Genomic DNA, 22,687 nt, shown 5'->3' with positions numbered 1-22,687 from the left:
TTCTGCTGGAGATGGCCCTTGAAAGCCCTCGACGAACTGACCTTCGATAATCGTTTCGCCCGCCTGGGCGATACGTTTTCCACCCATGTGCTGCCCGAGCCGATCGACAATCCGCGCCTGGTGGTGGCCAGCCCTGCCGCCATGGCGCTGCTCGATCTCGACCCTGCCGAGGCCGAAACCCCTGAGTTTGCCGAACTGTTCAGCGGCCATAAGCTCTGGGCCGACGCGATCCCGAGGGCGATGGTCTATTCAGGTCATCAGTTCGGTTCCTACAACCCGCAGTTGGGTGATGGTCGCGGTCTGTTGCTGGGCGAGGTCTACAACGAGGCCGGCGAGCATTGGGACCTGCACCTCAAGGGTGCTGGCCAGACGCCCTTTTCGCGCATGGGTGATGGACGGGCGGTGCTGCGGTCCTCGATCCGCGAATTTCTTGCCTCCGAAGCGCTGTATGCCCTGAACATCCCGACCACCCGCGCCCTGTGCGTGATCGGCTCCGACACGCCGGTGTGGCGCGAGAAGCAGGAACGCGCGGCCATGGTCCTGCGCATGGCGCCGAGCCATGTGCGTTTCGGGCATTTCGAGTATTTCTACTACACCAAACGTCCCGAGAAGCAGAAAGAACTCGGCGATCACGTGCTGGCCATGCATTTCCCGCAATGCCTGGAACAGCCGGAACCGTACCTGGCGATGTTTCGCGAAATCGTCGAGCGCAACGCCGAGCTGATCGCCAAATGGCAAGCTTATGGCTTCTGCCACGGCGTGATGAATACCGACAACATGTCGATCCTGGGCATTACCTTCGACTACGGCCCGTTCGCCTTCCTCGACGACTTCGACGCCCACTTCATCTGCAACCACTCCGATGATCAGGGTCGTTACTCCTACAGCAACCAGGTGCCGATCGGCCAGTGGAACCTCAGCGCCCTGGCCCAGGCCCTGACGCCGTTCATCAGCGTCGAAGCCCTGCGTGAAACCCTCGGCCTGTACTTCCCGCTGTACCAGGCCCATTACCTGGACCTGATGCGCCGCCGCCTCGGTTTCACCACGGCCGAAGACGATGACCAGAAACTGCTGGAGCACCTGCTGCAACTGATGCAGAACAGTGGCGTCGACTACAGCCTGTTCTTCCGCCGCTTGGGAGAAGAATCACCGGAACTGGCCGTCGCCCGGTTGCGTGATGACTTCGTCGACATCAAAGGCTTCGATGCCTGGGGCGAGCTCTACATCGCCCGGGTGACACGTGAAGGCGAGGTCGATCAGGAACAACGCCGCAAACGGATGCATGCGGTGAATCCGCTCTACATTCTGCGTAACTACCTGGCGCAGAAAGCCATCGATGCGGCGGAGAGCGGCGACTATGCAGAAGTTCGCCGCCTGCATGCGGTGCTGAGCAATCCGTTCGAGGAGCAACCGGGGATGGAGAGCTACGCGGAGCGGCCACCGGAGTGGGGCAAGCATCTGGAGATCAGTTGTTCGTCTTGATGATTGATCAATCCATGGGATCGATGGCACTGACGACTCGAGCAATGATGTCTGCCATCGTGATGTCATCAAGTCGCTCAATGAACTTGGCTGAGCCGTCCCGAACTCGCTGCTCAATATCAAAACTGCGCACCTGATTGCAAACCGCTACACCGTTCGTTTCGTGGCCGGAGATGATGACCGCCAATCCGGAGTTTCGACTGAAGTTCCCACCACTGGTCACGGGCACTGTCATGCTGACACCCAACGAGTTGATTTCCCTTGGCGTAATCACCACAAACCGATGCCGGTTCATCATCTCTCGTCCCGCAACCGGGTTCGGGTCAATCCAGTAGACATCGCCCCGCTGGGGGGCTTGCTGCCTAACCATCAACCTAGCTCCCGGCCGACTGAATCGCCTTCACGTGCAAACGCCGTCTGAGCATTCAGCTCAGCGACTTCTTCGGAACCTTCAAGCAATTCGGCAAGGCTGTAGCGCTTGCGAGGAGGCTGTACAACCGGACGGGCAATCAACTCGCCATCGACCACATTCAGTTCCAACTGTGCCCCTACTTCCAGGTGCAGGAGCTTCAGTAAAGTTGGCGGGAGGGTAATAACCGCAGCCCCACCTTGACGGCGGATTTTGGAAGTCACGGACACGGGATAACTCCTATCCGATAAATGAAAGGCATCGATCTCTCGATAAGTGCAACAAAAGTAGCACGAAGTTAAAGGCAAAGCGAACTCCTCACTAAGAGACTTGAAGATCGTGGCGTTGCTTCCAGCGTAGCCACCGATCCCAAACCGAACGCTTGGAAAATGTGAGGATTTGCGACAAACGCGTAGCTCCTGCCGGCCTTTCACGGCTTGATAAAAGCAATTTGCAACACCAGATCAGTTCAAGATTGCCCACTCATTTCAGAGTACGACTATGTCCGACCCACTCCTCATTCCCTGCCCCCACTGCAACGGCCTCAACCGCATCCCCGCGGAGCGCCTCAACGACCATCCAAAATGCGGTCGCTGCAAAGCCGAAGTCCTGCTGAATAAACCCTTTGAGTTGAAGCAAAGCGATTACGCCAGCCAGATCAAAGGCGATCTGCCGTTGCTGGTGGACGTTTGGGCGGATTGGTGTGGGCCGTGCAAGTCGTTTGCGCCGGTGTTCGAGCAGGCCGCGGCGCAATTGGCCGGCAAGTGCCGGCTGGCCAAGCTGGACAGCGAGGCAAACCAGCAGTTGTCGGCGCAGCTGGGGATTCGTTCGATCCCGAGTCTGATCCTGTTCAAGAACGGCCGGGAAGTGGCGCGTCAGAGCGGGGCCTTTCCGTTACCGCAGTTGATGAGCTGGTTGCGTAGCCAAGGGATCTAAAGCCACCCCAAATCAACTGTGGGAGCGGGCTTGCTCGCGAAGGCGATTGATCATTCAACATTGATGTCGACTGACCTGACGCATTCGCGAGCAAGCCCGCTCCCACATGGGTTCTGTGTCACCTGTAGGAATCAGGCGTTTTCGAGGAGGTTGTGCAGATCGACGAATTGCTGCGTCAGCTTGTGACGCGGATCAAGGTGAATCAGCGGCGTGTTGGCCTGGTGGGATTCACGCATGCGCACCGAGCTGCACAGGTACACCGGTAATACCGGCAGGCCTTCGGCGATCAGTTCGTCGAGGATTTGCTGGGGCAGACTGGCGCGAGCCTGGAACTGGTTGACGACGATACCTTCGACTTCCAGCCCTTCGTTATGGTCATCCTTCAATTCTTCGATTTCCGCCAACAGGCCGTACAGCGCCTGACGCGAGAAGCTGTCGCAGTCGAAGGGAATCAGCACACGATCAGCGGCAATCAATGCAGATACCGCGTAGAAATTCAGCGCTGGCGGCGTATCGAGGTAGATCCGGTCGTAATCGCCGTCCAGTTCCTCGAGCAATTTGCGCAGCTTGTTGATCTTGTGTTTGGCCTCAAGCTTGGGCTGCAAGTCAGCCAGCTCGGCAGTGGCCGTGATGACGTGGAGGTTGTCGAATGGGGTTTCGTAGATATCGACCTGGTTTTTCTTGGCGAAAGGCCCGGAAGACAAGGTCTGCTTGAAAAAATCGGCGATACCCATGGGAATGTCATTACCGGTGAGCCCCGTCAGGTACTGAGTGGAGTTCGCCTGGGCATCGAGATCCACCAATAAAGTGCGATAACCCTCGCTGGCACTGACCGCCGCCAGATTGCAGGCAATGCTGGACTTGCCTACGCCACCTTTCTGATTGAACACCACGCGCCGCATGTCAAAACCTCCGTGTATCAAAGAATGACCGAGTGTAGTAGTCCACGGCGCTGCTTAGCTACCTCGCCAGCATCGGGACTACACAGTCAGGTGCAATCTCGCGCGGAAAAATCCGTGAACTCATGCACCGCTTGCTGACAGAGCCGGCAGATCCGCCGGCCGAAATGCGGATAATGGCCAAACGACAGCCATGCACGAACCAACCGGTACATTTCATTGAGCAAAATGTAACCATCATTTGCTACACGCCCGCCGCAACGGGATAATGCGCACCACTCAGCGCTCAGCGCTACGTAAGGTACGTTCGCCTGTTTTGCGACTCACCGCGTCAAGGAAGCCCGCAGGGGCGGGATGAATGTCAGTGATCAATTTCAACATCGCCCAATGGCGCGCGTGGGCTCCTGGGCTCGAAAGCGTGGACGATTGGCAAGCCTGGAGCCGACAACCGGTCGTGCTTGCGAGCAGCGATGCCGCACCCGACGTCTCGTTTCTGCCGGCCATGCAACGCCGGCGACTCAGTCGTCTGGCGCGGATGGCGTTCAGTGTCGGCTGGCCCTTGGCCGAAGGCCGTCAGGACCTACCGTTGGTCTTTATTTCTCGCCACGGCGAAACCCCGCGCACTTTCGATATTCTCAGCGATCTGGCTACCGAACAGCCGCTGTCGCCGACTCAATTCAGCCTGTCCGTGCACAACGCGATCATTGGCCTGTGGTCGATCATGCGCGGCGAAACCAGCGAAATGACGGCCCTCGCTGCAGCCGGCGATGGCCTTGAACACGGCATGCTAGAGGCCGCGGCTTTGCTTTCCGAGGGCGCTCCCGCGGTACTGCTGATCGTCACCGAAGAGCAACCGCCAAAGGCCTACTCGACCTGGATCGACGACGTGCCGTTCCCTTACGCGGTCGGCCTGCTGATCACTCCCGGAAATGACTGGCAGCTGTCCCTGAACAGCGCCTCGGATGAGTTGTCCAAAGCCCAATGGCCCCATGCCCTGAACCTTTTGCGTACCCTGCTCGGCCAGCAAACAACCTGCCAACATGCCTGGAAAAATCGTGTATGGACCTGGCAACGCAACCTGTAACCGAAAAAAACCGCGACGCCTATTACTGGCGCCTGCTGGCTACCGCCGCAAGCTTCACCCTGTTCGGGTTGGGCGGGCTGTGCCTGCGGCTGGTGGTTTTCCCGCTGCTGAACTGCCTGCCCGGCGATGCCCGGACACACCGGCGGCGAGCGCGGCACACCGTCGCCCGCCTGTTCTGGTTTTTTGTGCGATTCATGGCGCGTACCGGCGTGCTGACTTACGACATCCAGGGCGCCGAAAAACTCGGTCGACCGGGGCAAATGATCGTCGCCAATCACCCGTCGCTGATTGATGTGGTGTTCCTGATCGGCCTGGTGCGCCACGCCAACTGCGTGGTCAAGAAAAGCCTCTGGGAGAACCCTTTTACCCGCGGCCCGCTACGCTGCATCGAATACATCAGCAACGACGGCAGCATGGACATGCTCGATGCCGCCGCCGACGCGCTGAAAAGCGGCCAGACCCTGATCATCTTTCCTGAAGGCACCCGCACTCAGCCCGGTCAGACGCCAGCCTTCCATCGGGGGGCTGCGGCAATCGCCCTGCGCGGTGCGAAAATCCTCACCCCGGTGATCATCAAGGTCAACCCGACCACATTGACCAAGGCCGAGCCCTGGTATCGGATCCCCAAACGCCGTGTGCACTTCAGTTTTCGTGTCGGGGCCGATATAGACCCACAAGCCTTCGCCTCGCTGGGCCCTGCTCCTCAGGCCTCGCGCAAGCTCAATGACTATTTGCATCATTACTACATTAAGGAGCTCGCCGAAGATGAGCGATCTACACCGTGAAATCAAAGAACTGATCATCGACGCCCTGGGCCTTGAAGACATCAGCGCACAAGACATCGGCGACGAGCAGACGCTGTTCGGCGAAGGCTTGGGCCTGGATTCGGTAGACGCCCTGGAACTCGGCCTGGCCATCCAGAAAAAGTACGGCATCAAAATCGACGCCGACGCCAAAGACACCCGCAATCACTTCAGCAACGTGGCGAGCCTTGCGGCGTTCGTCACTGCAAAACAGGCAGCTTGAGACCGGACCATGCAAACTCGTGACGACATCTTCAACACCCTGCGCGATGCTTTGGTCGAACTCTTCGAGCTGGACCCCAAGCGCGTAAGCCTCGAATCCAACCTGTATCAGGACCTGGAAATCGACAGCATTGACGCGGTCGACCTGATCGATCACATCAAACGCCAGACCGGCAAGAAAATCGCGGCCGAAGAGTTCAAATCGGTGCGTACCGTCAGCGACGTGGTCGAGGCGGTCTACCGCCTGGTTCAGCCAGCCGCATGAGCCGACTGATCGGCCTCGGCCTGCTGCTGGCGGGCCTGCTGTACCCCTTCGCGGTGTATTTCGGCATGGAACATTTCGCGCCGTGGCAGTTCGGACTGCTGCTGGGCAGCCTGTGGCTGGCCCGGGCGCTACTGGGTGCGCGCCGGCCTGGCAATCTGTGGATGGCGATCACCGCGATTGCTTTTTGCCTGTTGCTGGCGCTGTTCGACAGCCCACTGTTGCTGCGCTGGTACCCGGTGCTGATCAGCGCCTTCATGCTCGGGCTGTTTGGCCTGAGCTTGATCGTTGGCCCGCCGATCATCGAACGCCTGGCGCGTTTGCGTGAACCGCAACTGCCGGCCAAGGCGATTGTTTATACCCGCCAGGTGACAATCGTCTGGTGCGTGTTTTTCTTCTGTAACGGTTTGCTCGCTGCCGCCCTGACCCTCTGGGCGCCGCTAAGTTGGTGGATGTTGTACACCGGCCTGATTTCATACGGATTGATGGGCCTGCTGTTTGCCATTGAATGGCTTATACGACAACGGGTACGAGGCCACCCATGAATTGGATAAAACTTGAGCAATTGTTGCTCAAGGCACAACCGGAACGTGCCGTGACGGCCGAACCGACCCTGAATCACACTCAGCTTTGCGAACAGGCGTTAAGCCTCGCCGCGGGCCTACAAGCCCAGGGTGTGCGGCGTATTGCCGTGCACCTTGAGGACGCCGCTGACCTGGCGATTGCCCTGCTCGGTGCCTGGCGCGCCGGCGTCAGCGTGCTGTTGCCCGCAGACCTGCAAGCCCAGACTCGCCAGCGCTGGTCGACCGAAGTCGATCTGTGGCTGACCGATCAGGCCGATGACGCGCACCTGAGCGATTACCGGGATCCGCCGTTGATGGCGGCCGCACTGGATCTGGATCGCTGTTCGCTGAGCCTGTGCACGTCCGGCTCCAGCGGCGAGCCCAAGCGTATCGACAAAACCCTGCGCCAACTGGCCAATGAAGTCGAAGCGCTGGAACGGCTCTGGGGCGCCGATCTTGGCGCCGCTTGCATCATCGGCAGCGTCGCCACTCAACATATCTACGGATTATTGTTTCGGGTGCTATGGCCGCTGTGCGCCGGGCGCTCGTTTGTGCGCAAGCAGCTGGCATTCCCTGAAGACCTGCAGCGCGCCAGCCGTGAACACCCGGCATTTGCCTGGGTCGCCAGCCCGGCGCTGCTCAAGCGCATGGGTGACAACCTCGACTGGCCCGCATTAAGTGCGGTTCGCCGAGTATTTTCCTCCGGCGGTGCATTGCCGGCCGAGGCCGCACAAAGTCTTCAGCAACGCCTGCAGCAATGGCCGACGGAGATCCTCGGCAGCTCGGAGACCGGCGGTATCGCCTGGCGTCAGGGCCACGCGCTCTGGCAGCCCTTTGCTGATATCGAGTTGAGTCAGGACAGCGACGGCGCCCTGCTCATTGCTTCGCCGTACTTGCCGCCCGGCCATATCGAACACACCGCGGATGCCGCGCGAATCGCGGCCGACGGCCGATTCGAACTGCTCGGACGGCTGGACCGAATCGTCAAACTGGAAGAAAAACGTATCTCGCTACCGATGCTGGAACAGGCACTGATGGCCCACGACTGGGTCGCCGAAGCGCGTCTTGGCGTGGTTCAGGAAAACCGCGCCTCATTAGGTGCGCTGCTGGTGCTGACCGAGTCAGGCCTGCATGCCTTGCGCAATCAGGGTCGACGCACCCTCACGCAAGAACTGCGTCAGCATCTGAGCCAGCATTGCGAAGCCCTGGCCCTGCCACGACGCTGGCGCCTGCTGCGGCAATTGCCGCTGAACGCTCAGGGCAAACTGCCCCAGGCCACCGTTGAAGCCCTGCTGCTGGCGCCGCGCCCAAAGGCTCCGCAAGTGCTGGAGCAGGTCGAAGTCGATGGCGAGTGGAGCCTGCAACTGGCGGTACCACCCGACCTCGCCTACTTCAGCGGCCACTTCCCCCGGGCGCCGGTATTGCCCGGCGTGGTGCAAGTGGAATGGGCGTTAACGCTGGGCCAGCAATTGATGGACCTGCCGGCAAAATTCGCCGGCATGGAAGTGCTCAAATTTCAGCAACTGGTGCGCCCCGGCGATGAAGTCCAACTGCACCTGCGCTTCGATCCGACGCGCAGCAAGTTGTATTTCACCTATCGCAACGAGACTGCGACCTGCTCCAGTGGACGGATCTTGCTGGAGGCCTCAAGCGATGCATAACTATGGTGAGTGCTGCGCACTCATTCGCGAGCAAGCCCGCTCCCACAGGGGATTCGTGTTTGCAAGAGATCCAATGTGGGAGCGGGCTTGCTCGCGAAGCAGGCACCTCGGTCTTTCAGGTGTGAGCCAACATGCATAACCCCTGCGCAATTGTCCCGGTCTACAACCATGAAACCGCCATCACCACGGTGGTTGATGCGCTGCTCGCCAGCAGCCTGCCATGCATTCTGGTGGACGATGCCAGCAGCCTGGCCTGCGCAAAGGTGCTCGATCAACTGGCCTTGCGCGACAACGTATTCCTGATCCGGCTTGGCGCCAACCAGGGCAAGGGTGGCGCGGTCATGACCGGTTTTCGCGAAGCCTCGCGCCTGGGCTTCAGCCATGCCTTGCAGGTGGACGCCGACGGTCAGCATGATCTGCAAGACGTCCAGACCTTCATCGAACTGTCACGCGCCCATCCCGAGGCGGTGATCTGCGGCTATCCACGATACGACGCCAGCGTGCCGAAAGGTCGCTTGTACGCCCGTTACCTGACTCACGTCATGGTCTGGATCAACACCCTGTCGTTGCAGATTCGCGATTCCATGTGCGGGTTCCGCGTCTATCCGTTACCACCGACCCTGGCGCTGATCGATTCGGCGAAGATCGGCAAGCGCATGGACTTCGACTCCGACATTCTGGTACGACTGGCCTGGCGCAATATCCCCATGCAATGGCTGCAAACCAACGTTCATTACCCACTGGATGGCGTCTCGCATTTCCGCCTGTTCCACGACAACGTGCTGATTACGAGCATGCACACCCGGTTGTTCTTCGGCATGTTGCTGCGCGCGCCAGTAATTCTCTGGCGACGGTGGCGAACATGAGCACTGACGCGGATAAAAAGCACTGGGCTGATCGCGAAGAGCGCGGCAGTTTCTGGTTGATGAAATTCACCGCACTCTGCGCCAAAGTGCTGGGCCGTCGGCTGCTGAGCCCGCTGCTGTACGGCATCGTTCTGTACTTTTTCCTGTTCGGTCGCGGCGCCCGTCGCAGCGCCCGGCAATACCAGCAGCGGCTCGCCGACTGGAGTGGTCGCAACGAATTGCGCCCGACCCATTGGCGAGTGTTTGGCCAGTTCATGGCCTTCGCCGACTCCATGCTCGACAAGCTCGACGTCTGGAACGGCAAATTGAGCATCGAGCAGATTGAAATCATCGACCCGGCCTTGCTGCGCAATCAACTGCGCGGCACCCGCGGGCAGATGCTGGTAGGCGCGCATCTGGGCAATCTCGAGGTCTGCCGTGCGCTGGCCGAGATCGGTGAAAAAGTCACGATGAACGTGCTGGTGCACACCAAGCACGCCGAACAATTCAACCGTTTGCTCGGTGAAGCTGGCGCGACCAATTTGCGGCTGATTCAGGTCAGCGAACTGGACCCGCTGATCATGCTGCAACTCCATGAACGCCTGGAGCGCGGCGAATGGCTGGCGATTGCCGGCGATCGCGTGCCGCTGCATGGCGGGCGTAGCGTGACGGTGGATTTCCTCGGCCATCAAGCCGCGTTCCCTCAGGGGCCCTGGTTGCTGGCCGGTCTGCTGAAATGCCCGATCAACCTGATGCTGTGCCTGAAGAAGCCGACGGGCGACTATCGACTGACCCTCGAACCATTCGCCGAGGCCGTGGTGTGGAAACGCAGCGACCGTGAGCAGGTCATTCATCAGTGGGCCTCCCGCTATGCCGAACGCTTGGGTCACTATTGCCTTGAAGCGCCCCAACAATGGTTCAACTTTTACCCTTTCTGGAAGACCGATGACGACGCCAACGCTTGAGCCGGTAACCTTCGGCGAACTCCCTTTGCGCATTGAGGACGTGCTGGCCCTGGCCAACCGTCAGGTGCCGACGCAGTTGCAAAGCGACCCTGCGTACCGCGAGCGTATCGCCAAGGGTGCGCGATTCCTCGACTCCCTGCTGGACAAGGAAGGCGTGATCTACGGCGTGACCACCGGTTACGGCGATTCCTGCGTGGTCGCGGTGCCGCTGCATCACGTCGAGGCGTTGCCTCGTCATCTGTACACGTTCCACGGCTGCGGTCTGGGCAAACTGCTGGATGCGCAGGCCACTCGCGCGGTGCTGGCGGCGCGTTTGCAGTCGCTGTGCTACGGCGTGTCCGGGGTGCGCGTGGAACTGCTGGAACGCCTGCAAGCCTTCCTCGAACACGACATTCTGCCGCTGATTCCCGAAGAGGGCTCCGTGGGCGCCAGCGGTGATCTGACGCCGCTGTCCTATGTCGCCGCGACCTTGTCCGGCGAGCGTGAAGTGATGTTCCGGGGCGAACGCCGACTAGCTGCCGACGTGCACCGCGAACTGGGTTGGGAGCCGCTGGTATTGCGCCCGAAAGAAGCATTGGCGCTGATGAACGGCACCGCGGTCATGACCGGTCTCGCGTGCCTGGCCTATGCCCGCGCCGATTACCTGCTGCAACTGGCCACGCGCATCACCGCGTTGAACGTGGTCGCCCTGCAAGGCAACCCCGAGCACTTCGACGAGCGCCTGTTCGCCACCAAACCGCATCCTGGGCAAATGCAAGTCGCCGCGTGGCTGCGCAAGGATCTGGCGATCGACGCGCCGACCGCGCCGCTGCATCGCCTGCAAGACCGTTATTCCCTGCGTTGCGCGCCCCACGTCCTCGGCGTATTGGCCGACAGCCTGAACTGGCTGCGCTCGTTCATCGAGATCGAGCTCAACAGCGCCAACGACAACCCGATTATCGACGCCGAAGCCGAGCGCGTGCTGCACGGCGGGCACTTCTACGGCGGCCACATTGCGTTCGCCATGGACAGCCTGAAAAACCTGGTGGCCAACGTCGCCGACCTGCTCGACCGTCAACTCGCCTTGCTGGTGGACGAGCGTTACAACCATGGCCTGCCAAGCAACCTGTCCGGCGCCACCGCTGACCGGGCGATGCTCAATCACGGCTTCAAAGCAGTGCAGATCGGCACCAGTGCCTGGACCGCCGAAGCGCTGAAAAACACCATGCCGGCCAGCGTCTTCTCGCGCTCAACCGAGTGCCACAACCAGGACAAAGTGAGCATGGGCACCATCGCCGCCCGCGATGCGATCCGTGTGCTGGAACTGACCGAACAGGTCGCCGCCGCCACCCTGCTGGCCGCCAACCAAGGCGTCTGGCTGCGCAGCAAGGCCGAGGATGCACGTCCATTGCCGCCAGCCCTGGCCGCCATGCACGAAGAACTGGCCAAGGACTTCCCACCGGTCATCGAAGACCGCGCGCTGGAAGGTGAATTGCGCCTGTGCCTGCACCGCATCGCCGAGCAACACTGGAGGCTGCATGCGTAGCAAGGGAGTGCTTCACACCGATACGGAAATCCTCGTGCCGTTCTTTGATGTCGACACCATGAACGTCGTCTGGCACGGCCATTACATCAAATACCTGGAAGTCGCCCGCTGCGCGCTGCTGGACAAGATCGGCCACAACTATTCGGCCATGGTCGAGTCGGGTTACGCGTGGCCGGTGATCGATCTGCAATTGCGTTATGTGCGCGGCGCCGTGTTTGGCCAAAAGCTCAACGTGCGGGCCAATCTGGTGGAATGGGAGAACCGTCTGAAGATCAGCTACCTGATCAGCGATCTGGAAACCGGCGAACGCTTGACCCGCGCCAGTTCCGTGCAGGTCGCCGTGGACATGAGCAGCCGCGAAATGCAGTTGGCCTCACCCAAGGTCTTCACCAACGCTGTTGAAAGGATGCTCGCATGACCCCAGGAATCGACACCTCTTTTGATGCCAGGCCAATTCCTTGTGGCGAGCGAGCTTGCTCGCGCTTGAGTGCGAAGCACTCACAAACCCGTCAATTTTTGGGCCGCTACGCAGCCCAGCGCGAGCAAGCTCGCTCGCCACGTTCAGTGTTCAGATGCATTGCTGCGTTGGCGCTGCTTGGGTTGTCATCGATCGCTCATGCATTCGATCTGCAGCAGTTGAGCGATCAACTGGCAAAACCTGACGTGATCCACGGCAATTTCATCCAGGAAAAACACCTGCGCGCCCTGCCCCAGCCGCTGACCAGCAAGGGCACTTTCGTCCTCGCTAAAAACCACGGTCTGCTGTGGCTGCTGAAAACCCCGCTGCAACAGGATTACCGCATCAGCGCCAAAGGCATTGCCCGGCGTGACGCCAACGGTTGGCAAATGCTGCCGAGCAAGAGTGCCGGCGCCGAGCAGAACCGTTTGTTCCTCGCCGTACTGCAAGGCGACAGCAGCGGGCTGCAACGGGATTTCGAGCTTTCACTGAGCGGCGACGCACAGAACTGGAAGCTGACGCTGACCCCGCGCTCCATGCTGCTCAAGCAGGTCTTCACTCAGATCAACATTGACGGCGGCGAACTGGTGCACAGCATCGAGCTGCTCGAAACCCAGGGTGACAGCACCCTCTTGCGCATGCAGGACAGCACCAGCGCCCAACCGTTGAGCGACGCGGAGCAACATGACTTTGCCGAGTGAACGGAGGCTTCCACGGCTGTTTCTGATCCTGCTGCTGGCGGTGCTCGCGCTCGCCGGTTGGCAATGGCGTGACGGCGCACCGCTGTCGGCCAACCTCATGGAACTGGTGCCGGGTACGGCGCCGGACGCGCTGGAACTGCGCGCCGAACAACGCATGCAAGAACCACTGAACCGCGAAATGCTGGTGCTGGTCGGCCACACCGATCGCCAGCAAGCGGTCGCGATGGCGCAGAAACTGGGCGAGCAATGGCAGGCGAGCGGCTTGTTCGAGAAGGTCCAGTGGAACCTGCAAGCCGACTTGCCGGCGCTGCGCACGCAATTGCTCAATGGTCGACTCGCGATGTTGTCAACGGCTGACCGACAGCAACTGATCGAGCATCCCGACGCCTTTATCCAGCAGCGAGTACAAGCGCTGTTCGACCCCTTCACCGGTTTCAGTCTGGTGCCGAGCCAGGATGACTGGCTCGGCCTGACCGGACGCATCCAGAACAGCCAGCCGCAGCACGGTTCAGTGCAACTGGACATCGGCAGCGGTGCGTTGGTCGCCGATGCCGACGGCAAGAGTTGGGTGCTGCTGCGCTCGCGCACCACCGGCAACGCCTTCGACATGAACCTGCCGCTGCAAGTGGCCGACCTGCTCCAGCACAGCCGTGAAGAAGCCGCCCAGGCCAACGTTCAATTGCTTGCCGCCAGCGGCTTGCTCTATGCGGCCAGTGGGCAAAAGCAAGCCACCCGGGAAATGACCTGGGTCGGAGGCGGCGCCACGGCGGGCATTCTGTTGCTGTTGCTGCTGGCCTTCCGGCGCTGGCGGGTGTTGCTGGCCTTCGTCCCGGTGCTGGTCGGCATGCTTTTCGGCGCGGTGGCCTGTGTGGCGCTGTTCGGCCATATGCATGTGATGACGCTGGTGCTCGGTTCGAGCCTGATCGGCGTAGCGGTCGATTACCCGCTGCACTATCTGTCCAAGAGCTGGAGCCTGAAGCCCTGGCACAGTTGGCCGGCCCTGCGCCTGACGTTGCCGGGCCTGACGCTGAGCCTGATCACCAGTTGCATCGGTTACCTGGCCCTGGCCTGGACACCTTTCCCGGCGCTGACCCAGATTGCCGTGTTCTCTGCCGCCGGTCTGCTCGGTGCTTATTTGTCTGCGGTGTGCCTGCTGCCGGCACTGCTCAAGGGCTCAGATTTGCGTCCAGCGCAGTGGCCGCTGCGGGTGTCCGAGTATTTACTGAGGTGCCGTGAAGCGCTGCTCAAACTCGCGAGTACGCCGGTGCTGCTGGCACTGCTGATTGCCTTTTGTGTGGGCGGCCTGTTGCAGCTCGACACCAAAAACGACATTCGCCAATGGGTCGCTGCACCGCAGCAACTGACTGACGAAGCACAAACCATTGCACGCATCACCGGCTATCAACCCACCAGCCAGTTCTTCCTGGTGCGCGCGGCCAATCAGCAGCAACTGCTGGAACGCCAAACCGCGCTGAGCGAGCGGCTGGATCAGCTGGTCAGCCTGGAAAAACTCCAGGGTTATCTGTCGCTCAATCAATTGGTCAGCCCACCCACCGAACAGCGCAAAGTGCGTGAAGCGCTGAACAAGTTGCCGCCGTTCTGGCAACCGCTGCTCAATGTCGGCGTGCCGGCCGAGGCGCTGCAAGCAGAGCTCACGAAGTTGCAGACACTGCCCACCGAAGACATCGACGCGGCGCTGGTCGGTCCGTTGGCTGAACCCTATCGCACGCTGTGGCTGGGACCGACCGATGACGGCGTAGCGGCGATGGTCAGTCTGCAAGGGCTGAACAACCCTGCCCTGCTGCGCGCCCAGGCGCTGGATTTGCCGGGGGTGGAACTGGTGGATCGCCTTGGTGAGTTGAACAAGGTGTTCGCCGACACCCAGATCAGCGCCGCAGAGTTGAAGCTCGCTTCCTGTGTGCTGATCGTGCTGGTGCTGATCCTGCCGTTCGGTTTCGGCGGCGCGCTGCGAATCGTCTCGCTGCCGCTGTTGGCCGCGCTGTGCAGCCTGGCCAGTCTCGGCTGGCTGGGGCAACCGCTGACGCTGTTCAGCCTGTTCGGCCTGCTGCTGGTGACGGCCATCAGCGTCGATTACGCGATCCTCATGCGTGAACAGGTCGGCGGCGCTGCCGTGAGCCTGCTGGGCACCTTGCTGGCGGCGCTGACCACCTGGCTGTCGTTCGGTTTGCTGGCGGTGTCCAGCACGCCGGCGGTGAGCAACTTCGGTCTGTCGGTGAGCCTCGGCCTGGCGTACAGCTTCATCCTTGCGCCGTGGGCCGGACGCCAGGTTCACACCGCCCCGGTCACGGAGTCGGCAACATGATGGTCGCCGTGTTCTGGGTCATGGCCCTGGCGCTGTTCGCCGTGGCCACCCGTGTCGGTCGTCACTTCGGCGTGATCCCGATTGTCAGCCAGTTGCTGCTGGCCACCTTCGGCCTGCCGCTGTTGATGTACTTCTGGATTGAGCCCCAATGGCAATTGAGCGGCGCCGCACTGGTCGCGCCGGCCTGGCTGAAAAACGTCTACAGCCTGGGCTTTGCCTTGTTGCTGGGGCACATTCTCAGTGACGTGATTGACCTGCGGCTCGACCGTCAGAGTCTGAAAATCGCCCTGCCGAGTTTCTGCGTTCCATTTGCCTGCGGCCTCGCGACAGCGGTGTGGCTGCTACCGCCGCAACCCTGGATCAGTTCGCTGGCGGTTGGTCTGCTGTTCGCCATCACGGCGATTCCGGTGTTGTATCTGTACCTGCGGCACATCAAGTACCCGCCTGCCGCTACCCGGCGACTGGTGCAGACCGCGATCCTGATCGACCTCACCTGCTGGACCCTGTTCGCCATCGCCCAGGGCAGCCTGCACCTGAGCAGCCTCTTGCTGCCGCTGGCCGGCGCCTGCCTGCCGTTGTTGCTGCGTCTGCTGCGCTTGCGCCAACCGTTGCTGCACAGCGGTTGCTTCTTCGCACTGCTGGTCGTGGCGGAACACTTCAAGCTCAATGCGCTGATTTTCGGTATCGGTTACCTGCTGTGGATGGCTGCGCTCAAAGTGCCGCTGGTGCTGCCGTTGCCGGTGATCTGGATGAGTCACTTGCAGACGTATGTCGCGATCCCGCTGATCCTCACGTTCGGTATCGTGCAAATCAACGTCCACGCGGCCATGGCCAGCCTCGGTTGGCTGCAACTGGCGGCACTGCTGCTGTTCCCGATAGCCAGTAAACTGCTGGGCAACTGGCTGGGCCTCGGCTGGGCCGGCGCCTCGTTTGAAGGCGCCAGTCGCTGGCGGGAAAGTGTCTTGCTGAATATTCGTGGCTTGAGCGAGATCGTCTTTCTCAACCTGCTGCTGCAACAACAACTCATCAGCCCGGCACTGTACTTCGCGCTGATGGTGATGGGCCTGATCGCGACACTGCTGCCGGCACTCGCCGGTATGCACCGAACCCCTCTGAACATCGCCGTCCCGGCAAGGAGCCCCCGTGCCAACAGTTGAAATGGAACATCGCCAGGTCGTGGTTATCGGTGCAGGTCCATCGGGCGCCATCGCCGCCGCGCTGCTCAAGCGCAAAGGTCACGACGTATTGATGATCGAACGCCAGCATTTCCCACGGTTTTCCATCGGTGAAAGCCTGCTGTCCCACTGCCTGGATTTCGTTGAAGAAGCCGGCATGCTCGAGGCGGTGAATGCCGCCGGATTCCAGTTGAAAAACGGTGCGGCATTCGCTTGGGGCGAGCAATACAGCGCCTTTGATTTCGGCGAGACGTTCAGCAACGGCAAGCCGACCACCTTCCAGGTCCTGCGTGCCGATTTCGACAAGCTGCTGGCCGATCAGGCCGCGCTGCAAGGCGTGGACGTTCGTTACGGCGAAGCCATCGTCAGCGTCGATTTCGCCCTGGCGAAACCGCAGCTCGACGTGCTTCGCGAAGACGGCAGCCAGTACCGCGTCGAAGCCGATTTCGTGCTGGATGCCAGCGGCTACGGCCGTGTGCTGCCGCGCTTGCTCGACCTTGAAGCACCGTCGGATTTCCCGGTGCGCCAGGCCGTGTTCACCCACGTCGAAGACCACATCGACAACCCGGCCTTCGAGCGGGAAAAAATCCTCATCACCACCCATCCGATCCACCGCGATATCTGGTTCTGGACCATCCCGTTCAGCAACGGCCGTTGTTCGGTGGGCGTGGTCGCGGCAGCCGAACACTTCGAAGGCCGTATGGAGAATCTGGATGAGTGCCTGCGCGGGTTCATCGCTGAAACCCCAAGCCTGGCCGGTGTGCTGAACAACGCCGTATGGGACACGCCGGCCCGAACCATCGGCGGCTACTCGGCCAACGTCAAAACCCTCCACGGGCCAGGCTTTGCCCTGCTCGGCAACGCGGCGGAATTCCTCGACCCGGTGTTCTCCTCCGGCGTGACCATCGCCATGCGCTCGGCGAGCATGGCCGCCGCGGTGCTGCATCGCCAACTGCAAGGCGAAAGTGTCGACTGGCAGACTGAGTTCGCCATCCCGCTCAAGCGCGGCGTCGACACGTTCCGTTGCTACGTCGAAGGCTGGTACGCCGGGACGTTCCAGGATGTGATTTATTTTGAGGGCGGTTCGCCGGATATTCGCCGCATGATCAGCTCGATCCTCGCCGGTTATGCCTGGGACGAGCGTAATCCGTTCGTCGCCGAGCCCAAGCGCCGGCTGCGGATGCTCTCGGAGCTCTGTGCAAAGGACGCCACATGAGCTACTTGAGCGACACCTACGTCGAAGAAACCCGCTTTGGTTTCTGGTTCCTGCGCAGCCACACCTGGCAGCACCATGTTCTGCGAGTGGCAATCACCGATTTGCGCAGCCTGTTCAGCGAAACACCGCCGAGCAACCCGGTGCTGCTGGATGCCGGTTGCGGTCAGGGCAAGTCGTTTCAGTACTTGCGCCAGACCTTCGCGCCCCAGCACCTGATCGGTCTGGACGCCGACCCGCACAGCCTGAACCTGGCCGGCGAAGAAGCCGTCCGTCAGGGCATGGCGGTGGAGTTGACCGGCAGCGACTGCGCGAGCATCAACGTCCCGGACGCCAGCGTCGATTTGCTGTTCTGTCACCAGACCTTCCACCATCTGGTGCAGCAGGAAGAGGCACTGGCCGAGTTCTACCGTGTACTCAAGCCCGGTGGCTATCTGCTGTTCGCCGAATCCACCGAGGCTTACATTGATACCTGGGTAATCCGCTGGTTGTTCCGCCATCCGATGCACGTGCAGAAGAGCGCCGCCGGGTACCTGGAGATGATTCGCCAGCAGGGTTTCGAACTCGGCCCGCAAAACGTGTCTTATCCATACTTGTGGTGGAGCCGCGCCAAGGATTTCGGCCTGTTTGAACGCTTGGGTCTGCGCCGGCCAAAGCCCTTCGGCCAACGGGAAGAAACCCTGGTCAATGTGGTCGCGCGCAAACCCCTTGAAGGTGTTGTGTGATGTTCATTGTCAGCCACTCAAAGTATGCAACCTGTGGGAGCGAGCCTGCTCGCGATAGCGGTGGGTCAGCCAACATAGCTGTTGAATGCAGTGCCCTCATCGCGAGCAGGCTCGCTCCCACAGGGACTGCAAACATTCTGCGATTTCTGCTACTCGCCGCGATCCTGTTGCTGAGCGCCTGTGCCAGCCGGGCGCCGCTGCCCGAGCAAACCCCGAACCTGTCGCTGCCGCTGCAATTGCACATCCAGCGCCTGGTAGCCGACCAACGGCAGGACTGGGTGCTGGTGATCCAGCGTGAAGGCCCCGGCATTCGCTGGTCGATGATGGACTTGCTGGGCATTCCCCAGGCACGCCAGAAACTGGTCGATGGCGAGTGGCAGGCTGACGGTCTGCTGCCACCCAATCCGGAAGCGCGAGAGCTGTTCGCTGCGCTGCTGTTTGCGCTGACGCCCAAAGATGAATTGACGGGCAACTATCCCGCTGCGTGGCAGCATGGCTCGCAACGGTCCTTACCAGCGCACTGGGAAGTCCGCTACTCACAACCCATGAGCTTTGAATTGAACCTGCCCAAAGGACCGAAATATCAAGTCACTCCGCTCAGCGAGGACGCGCCATGACGGCCTACCTGAATGCCCTCGGGGTGATCTGCGCCCTGGGCCGTGACAAGTCCGAAGTCGCTCGCAACCTGTTTGCCGGGGACTGTTCGGGCATGCGCAATGAGGCTGGCTGGGTGGCGGAACGGTCGTTGCCCGTGGCCGCGGTCCAAGGCGAGCTGGCGCCGATTCCGGCTGAGCTTGCGCCGCAAGACACTCGCAATAATCAATTGCTGCTGGAAGCCGCGCTGCAAATTCGCGAAGACATCGACCAAGCGATCCAGACCTACGGCCGTGACCGCATCGGTATCGTTCTGGGCACCAGCACCTCGGGGATCGACGAAGCCAGTCGCAGCCTGGCCCATTACATCCACGAGCATCAGTTCCCGGCCGACTACGACTATCAGCAACAGGAACTCGGCGCCCCGGCGAACTTCCTCGCCGACTGGCTGCAACTGAGCGGCCCGGCCTATGTGATTTCCACGGCCTGCACCTCCAGCGCCCGAGCGCTGATGAGTGCTCAGCGACTGCTGGACCTGGGCGTGTGCGACGCGGTGTTGTGCGGCGGTGTCGACAGCCTGTGCAAGTTGACCCTCAATGGGTTTTCGGCGCTGGAAGCAGTGTCCGGGCAACGCTGCAACCCGTTTTCGGTGAACCGTAACGGCATCAACATTGGCGAAGCGGCGGTGCTGTTTTTGATGAGCAAGAATGTCGGCGACAGCCAGCCGATTGCCCTGCTCGGCAGTGGCGCCAGCTCCGATGCACATCACATTTCCGCACCGGAACCGACCGGCCGCGGCGCCCTGCAAGCGATGCGCAAAGCCTTGAGCCGAGCAAATCTGCAGCCGCAGCAGATCGATTACCTGAACCTGCACGGCACCGCCACCCAACACAACGACGCCATGGAAAGCCTGGCGGTGGCGACGTTGTTCCCGGCGGGGGTCCCGTGTTCGTCGACCAAACCCATGACCGGCCACACCCTCGGTGCGGCCGGCGCCCTGGAAGCGGCGTTCTGCTGGTTGAGCCTGAGTGCAGGCAATCACAAGCACGCCCTGGCGCCCCACGTCTGGGACGGCCAACCGGATCCCCAATTGCCAGCCCTGAAATGGGTGACCCCGGCCGATCGCCTGACGTCCATTGCACCTCGCTATCTGATGAGCAATTCCTTTGCCTTCGGTGGTAACAACGTCAGCCTGATTATCGGAGATGCCCCATGATTGACTGGCCGATCGCCGAGCTGCTGCCACACGCTGGCGACATGATCTTCATCGAGCAGATCCTGTCGTTCGATGATGAGCAGATTTATACCCGCCTCACGGTCAAACCCGATGGCCTGTTCAACCGCCCGGACGGCAGCCTGCCGGCCTGGGTCGGCATCGAACTGATGGCCCAGAGCGTCGCCGCCTACGCCGGTTGCCATGCGCGCCAGCGAGGCGATGCGGTGGAGCTGGGGTTTCTGCTCGGCACCCGCAAATTCGAATGCAACGTCGAGCACTTCCCTGCCGGCACCGAGCTGACCATCCACGGCATCCGCTCGCTGGAGGACGACAACGGCATGGGCGTGTTCGAATGCCACATCACCGCCCCCGGCATTCACGCCACCGCTCGTCTGAACGTGTTCCGTCCGCCTCAGGCTGCCCAATACCTTCATGAAACCCAAGGAACCCAGCCATGACTGAATCCGTACTGATCACCGGTTCCAGCCGTGGCATCGGCCGTGCTATCGCTTTGCGTCTGGCCCAGGCCGGGCATGACATCGTGCTGCATTGCCGCAGTGGCCTGGCGGACGCTGAAGCCGTGAAGGCCGAAATCGAAGCCTTGGGGCGCAACGTGCGCATTGTGCAATTCGACGTGTCCGATCGCGCCAACTGCAAAGCCATTCTCGAAGCCGACGTGGAAACCCACGGCGCCTATTACGGCGTAGTGCTGAACGCCGGCCTGACGCGCGACGGTGCTTTTCCGGCCTTGAGCGAAGAGGATTGGGACGTGGTGATGCGCACCAACCTCGACGGTTTCTACAACGTGCTGCACCCGGTGATGATGCCGATGATTCGTCGTCGCGCCGCCGGGCGGATTGTTTGCATCACCTCGGTGTCCGGGTTGATCGGCAATCGTGGCCAGGTCAACTACAGCGCTTCCAAGGCCGGTTTGATCGGCGCGGCGAAGGCGTTGGCGATTGAATTGGGCAAGCGCAAAATTACTGTTAACTGTGTCGCACCCGGCTTGATCGACACCGCGATGCTCGATGAAAACGTGCCGGTGGAAGACATGATGAAAATGATCCCCGCACAACGCATGGGCACCCCGGAAGAGGTGGCCAGCGCGGTGAATTTCCTGATGTCGGCGGAAGCGTCGTACATCACCCGGCAGGTTCTGGCCGTCAACGGAGGCCTGTGCTGATGAAGCGCGTCGTCGTCACCGGCATGGCCGGCATCACCTCACTCGGTAGCGATTGGGACACCATCGCCGCCAACTTCGCGGCCAACCGCAGCGGTATCCGTCGGATGGACGAGTGGGATCGTTTCACCGAACTCAACACGCGCCTGGCGGGGCCGATCGACGACTTCAAAGTGCCGAGCCACTGGACCCGCAAGCAATTGCGCAGCATGGGCCGGGTCTCGCGCCTGGCGGTCGGCGCGGCAGAACAGGCCTTGGCCGATGCCGGGCTGTTGGGTGACGAATCGATCAAGGACGGGCGCATGGGCGTTTCCTGCGGCTCATCCACCGGCAGCACCGACGAGATCAAGGCATTCGGCAACATGCTGCTCAACTCGGTGGCCGAGGGCCTGAACGCCAACTCCTACGTGCGCATGATGCCGCACACCACGGCGGCGAACATCAGCATCTTTTTCGGCCTCACCGGCCGGCTGATCCCGACCTCCAGCGCTTGCACCAGCGGCAGCCAGGGCATCGGTTATGCCTACGAGTCGGTCAAGTTCGGTCGCCTGCCATTGATGCTCGCCGGCGGTGCCGAAGAACTGTGCCCCACCGAAGCCATGGTCTTCGATGCGCTCTACGCCACCAGCCTGAAAAACGATGCACCGCAGACTTCCCCACGGCCCTACGACAGCGGCCGCGATGGCCTGGTGATTGGTGAAGGCAGCGGCATGCTGGTACTCGAAGAACTCGAACACGCCTTGGCTCGCGGTGCGCACATCCACGCCGAACTCGTCGGTTTCGGCAGCAACGCCGACGGCCAGCACGCCACCCGCCCAGAGCAGGTCACCATGCGCCGAGCCATGGAACTGGCGCTGGAAGACGCCGGGCTACAGCCTTCGGACATCGGCTACGTGAATGGTCACGGCACAGCCACTGAACAGGGCGACATTGCCGAAACACTGGCAACGAGCGCGTTGTTCGGCGAGCACATGCCGATCAGCTCGCAAAAGAGTTTCCTCGGTCACACCCTCGGAGCCTGCGGTGCACTGGAATCCTGGTTCAGCATCGAAATGATGAACCGCGACCTGTACATCCACACCCTCAACCTCGACGACGTCGACCCGCACTGCGGCAAACTCGATTACCTGCGCGGTGAGTTCCGGCCGATGAGCAACCAGTACGTGATGAACAACAACTTTGCGTTTGGTGGGGTTAATACTTCGCTGATCTTTCGGCGTTGGTCGTAACGAGGCGATGCCCGGCAGATAAAGAAACGCTGCGAGCAATGAATAACCTGTGGCGAGGGAGCTTGCTCCCGCTGGACTGCGTAGCAGTCCTTTCTTTTGGGGCCGCTTCGCGACCCAGCGGGAGCAAGCTCCCTCGCCACAATAGCGCCGTCTCAAACAGGTCGGTTCGACATAGCCCCGGCCCTGTCTGGCTCTGCGATGGCTGGTTACCCAGGATC

25 protein-coding genes are annotated in these 22,687 nt (G+C 61.2%); 22 read left to right on the top strand and 3 right to left on the bottom strand.

Annotation, left to right across the window (positions count from 1 at the left end; translation table 11 throughout):
• Positions 1-18 precede the first annotated feature (18 nt).
• Positions 19-1,482 (top strand): protein adenylyltransferase SelO, encoded by a 1,464-nt coding sequence (gene selO, locus KGB03_RS15545; RefSeq protein ID WP_111449339.1) that lies wholly within the window; start codon positions 19-21, stop codon positions 1,480-1,482.
• 7 nt (positions 1,483-1,489) lie between these two features.
• Here selO and KGB03_RS15540 read toward each other — a convergent pair whose 3' ends face one another.
• Both KGB03_RS15540 and KGB03_RS15535 read right to left on the bottom strand, forming a co-directional pair.
• Positions 1,490-1,852, bottom strand: a complete 363-nt coding sequence (locus tag KGB03_RS15540) for a type II toxin-antitoxin system PemK/MazF family toxin (RefSeq protein ID WP_223527497.1) — start codon at positions 1,850-1,852, stop codon at positions 1,490-1,492.
• Complete coding sequence (locus tag KGB03_RS15535) at positions 1,852-2,121, bottom strand: AbrB/MazE/SpoVT family DNA-binding domain-containing protein (RefSeq protein ID WP_095127471.1); 270 nt, start codon at positions 2,119-2,121, stop codon at positions 1,852-1,854. Before KGB03_RS15535 ends, KGB03_RS15540 begins: the two co-directional genes overlap by 1 nt.
• A 271-nt stretch (positions 2,122-2,392) precedes the next feature.
• Between KGB03_RS15535 and trxC the strand changes: the two genes are divergently transcribed.
• Positions 2,393-2,827: a thioredoxin TrxC gene (trxC, locus tag KGB03_RS15530; RefSeq protein ID WP_218536910.1), complete on the top strand. Its 435-nt coding sequence runs from the start codon at positions 2,393-2,395 to the stop codon at positions 2,825-2,827.
• Positions 2,828-2,958: 131 nt separating this feature from the next.
• On the opposite strand, the gene KGB03_RS15525 is transcribed toward trxC, so the two are convergent.
• Entirely contained in the window at positions 2,959-3,729 is a 771-nt protein-coding gene (locus tag KGB03_RS15525) for a ParA family protein (protein ID WP_111449343.1), read from the bottom strand.
• Between the two features lie 355 nt (positions 3,730-4,084).
• Here KGB03_RS15525 and KGB03_RS15520 point away from each other — a divergent pair, with 355 nt between their 5' ends.
• The 20 genes from KGB03_RS15520 to KGB03_RS15425 all read left to right on the top strand — a co-directional run bounded on the left by KGB03_RS15520 (position 4,085) and on the right by KGB03_RS15425 (position 22,469).
• On the top strand, positions 4,085-4,810 hold the full coding sequence (locus tag KGB03_RS15520; RefSeq protein WP_008149630.1) for a beta-ketoacyl synthase chain length factor: 726 nt from the start codon (positions 4,085-4,087) through the stop codon (positions 4,808-4,810).
• Positions 4,786-5,595 carry a lysophospholipid acyltransferase family protein gene (locus tag KGB03_RS15515; protein WP_192409919.1) on the top strand — a complete coding sequence of 270 codons (810 nt, stop codon included), beginning with the start codon at positions 4,786-4,788 and terminating at the stop codon, positions 5,593-5,595. The genes KGB03_RS15520 and KGB03_RS15515 overlap by 25 nt, the downstream gene beginning before the upstream one ends.
• Entirely contained in the window at positions 5,576-5,836 is a 261-nt protein-coding gene (locus tag KGB03_RS15510; protein ID WP_046045641.1) for a phosphopantetheine-binding protein, read from the top strand. The genes KGB03_RS15515 and KGB03_RS15510 overlap by 20 nt, the downstream gene beginning before the upstream one ends.
• A gap of 9 nt (positions 5,837-5,845) precedes the next feature.
• Positions 5,846-6,100: an acyl carrier protein gene (locus tag KGB03_RS15505; RefSeq protein ID WP_110965992.1), complete on the top strand. Its 255-nt coding sequence runs from the start codon at positions 5,846-5,848 to the stop codon at positions 6,098-6,100.
• Entirely contained in the window at positions 6,097-6,642 is a 546-nt protein-coding gene (locus KGB03_RS15500) for a hypothetical protein (protein ID WP_111449346.1), read from the top strand. Before KGB03_RS15505 ends, KGB03_RS15500 begins: the two co-directional genes overlap by 4 nt.
• Complete coding sequence (locus KGB03_RS15495; protein ID WP_223527496.1) at positions 6,639-8,321, top strand: acyl-CoA synthetase family protein; 1,683 nt, start codon at positions 6,639-6,641, stop codon at positions 8,319-8,321. The genes KGB03_RS15500 and KGB03_RS15495 overlap by 4 nt, the downstream gene beginning before the upstream one ends.
• 131 nt (positions 8,322-8,452) lie before the next feature.
• Positions 8,453-9,187 carry a glycosyltransferase family 2 protein gene (locus KGB03_RS15490; protein ID WP_218536907.1) on the top strand — a complete coding sequence of 245 codons (735 nt, stop codon included), beginning with the start codon at positions 8,453-8,455 and terminating at the stop codon, positions 9,185-9,187.
• The gene (locus tag KGB03_RS15485; protein ID WP_223527493.1) at positions 9,184-10,131 is read left to right on the top strand and encodes a glycosyl transferase; all 948 of its coding nucleotides are present in this window, start codon (positions 9,184-9,186) and stop codon (positions 10,129-10,131) included. The genes KGB03_RS15490 and KGB03_RS15485 overlap by 4 nt, the downstream gene beginning before the upstream one ends.
• Positions 10,112-11,656 carry a histidine ammonia-lyase gene (hutH, locus tag KGB03_RS15480; RefSeq protein ID WP_223527491.1) on the top strand — a complete coding sequence of 515 codons (1,545 nt, stop codon included), beginning with the start codon at positions 10,112-10,114 and terminating at the stop codon, positions 11,654-11,656. The genes KGB03_RS15485 and hutH overlap by 20 nt, the downstream gene beginning before the upstream one ends.
• Positions 11,649-12,074: an acyl-CoA thioesterase gene (locus tag KGB03_RS15475; RefSeq protein ID WP_218536904.1), complete on the top strand. Its 426-nt coding sequence runs from the start codon at positions 11,649-11,651 to the stop codon at positions 12,072-12,074. Before hutH ends, KGB03_RS15475 begins: the two co-directional genes overlap by 8 nt.
• Positions 12,071-12,814, top strand: a complete 744-nt coding sequence (locus KGB03_RS15470) for an outer membrane lipoprotein carrier protein LolA (protein WP_223527489.1) — start codon at positions 12,071-12,073, stop codon at positions 12,812-12,814. Before KGB03_RS15475 ends, KGB03_RS15470 begins: the two co-directional genes overlap by 4 nt.
• Positions 12,798-15,137, top strand: a complete 2,340-nt coding sequence (locus KGB03_RS15465) for an MMPL family transporter (protein ID WP_223527487.1) — start codon at positions 12,798-12,800, stop codon at positions 15,135-15,137. The genes KGB03_RS15470 and KGB03_RS15465 overlap by 17 nt, the downstream gene beginning before the upstream one ends.
• Positions 15,134-16,294 (top strand): sodium:proton antiporter, encoded by a 1,161-nt coding sequence (locus tag KGB03_RS15460; protein ID WP_223527485.1) that lies wholly within the window; start codon positions 15,134-15,136, stop codon positions 16,292-16,294. Before KGB03_RS15465 ends, KGB03_RS15460 begins: the two co-directional genes overlap by 4 nt.
• Positions 16,281-17,528 carry an NAD(P)/FAD-dependent oxidoreductase gene (locus KGB03_RS15455; RefSeq protein ID WP_223527483.1) on the top strand — a complete coding sequence of 416 codons (1,248 nt, stop codon included), beginning with the start codon at positions 16,281-16,283 and terminating at the stop codon, positions 17,526-17,528. The genes KGB03_RS15460 and KGB03_RS15455 overlap by 14 nt, the downstream gene beginning before the upstream one ends.
• The gene (locus KGB03_RS15450; RefSeq protein WP_223527481.1) at positions 17,525-18,250 is read left to right on the top strand and encodes a class I SAM-dependent methyltransferase; all 726 of its coding nucleotides are present in this window, start codon (positions 17,525-17,527) and stop codon (positions 18,248-18,250) included. Before KGB03_RS15455 ends, KGB03_RS15450 begins: the two co-directional genes overlap by 4 nt.
• Positions 18,250-18,867, top strand: coding sequence for a hypothetical protein (locus tag KGB03_RS15445; protein WP_223527479.1), 618 nt, complete (start codon positions 18,250-18,252; stop codon positions 18,865-18,867). Before KGB03_RS15450 ends, KGB03_RS15445 begins: the two co-directional genes overlap by 1 nt.
• Positions 18,864-20,060, top strand: coding sequence for a beta-ketoacyl-[acyl-carrier-protein] synthase family protein (locus KGB03_RS15440; RefSeq protein WP_223527477.1), 1,197 nt, complete (start codon positions 18,864-18,866; stop codon positions 20,058-20,060). The genes KGB03_RS15445 and KGB03_RS15440 overlap by 4 nt, the downstream gene beginning before the upstream one ends.
• The gene (locus KGB03_RS15435) at positions 20,057-20,518 is read left to right on the top strand and encodes a hotdog family protein (RefSeq protein ID WP_008149597.1); all 462 of its coding nucleotides are present in this window, start codon (positions 20,057-20,059) and stop codon (positions 20,516-20,518) included. The genes KGB03_RS15440 and KGB03_RS15435 overlap by 4 nt, the downstream gene beginning before the upstream one ends.
• Entirely contained in the window at positions 20,515-21,243 is a 729-nt protein-coding gene (gene fabG, locus KGB03_RS15430; RefSeq protein WP_111449358.1) for a 3-oxoacyl-ACP reductase FabG, read from the top strand. Before KGB03_RS15435 ends, fabG begins: the two co-directional genes overlap by 4 nt.
• Positions 21,243-22,469, top strand: coding sequence for a beta-ketoacyl-ACP synthase (locus tag KGB03_RS15425; protein WP_111449359.1), 1,227 nt, complete (start codon positions 21,243-21,245; stop codon positions 22,467-22,469). Before fabG ends, KGB03_RS15425 begins: the two co-directional genes overlap by 1 nt.
• Positions 22,470-22,687: the final 218 nt, after the last annotated feature.

Origin of the sequence: Pseudomonas sp. BF-B-26 (assembly GCF_019956495.1) — a bacterium.
GTDB lineage: Bacteria > Pseudomonadota > Gammaproteobacteria > Pseudomonadales > Pseudomonadaceae > Aquipseudomonas.
The sequence above is the reverse complement of the archived record's forward strand: the minus strand, read 5'-3'. Positions and strand labels throughout refer to the sequence as shown.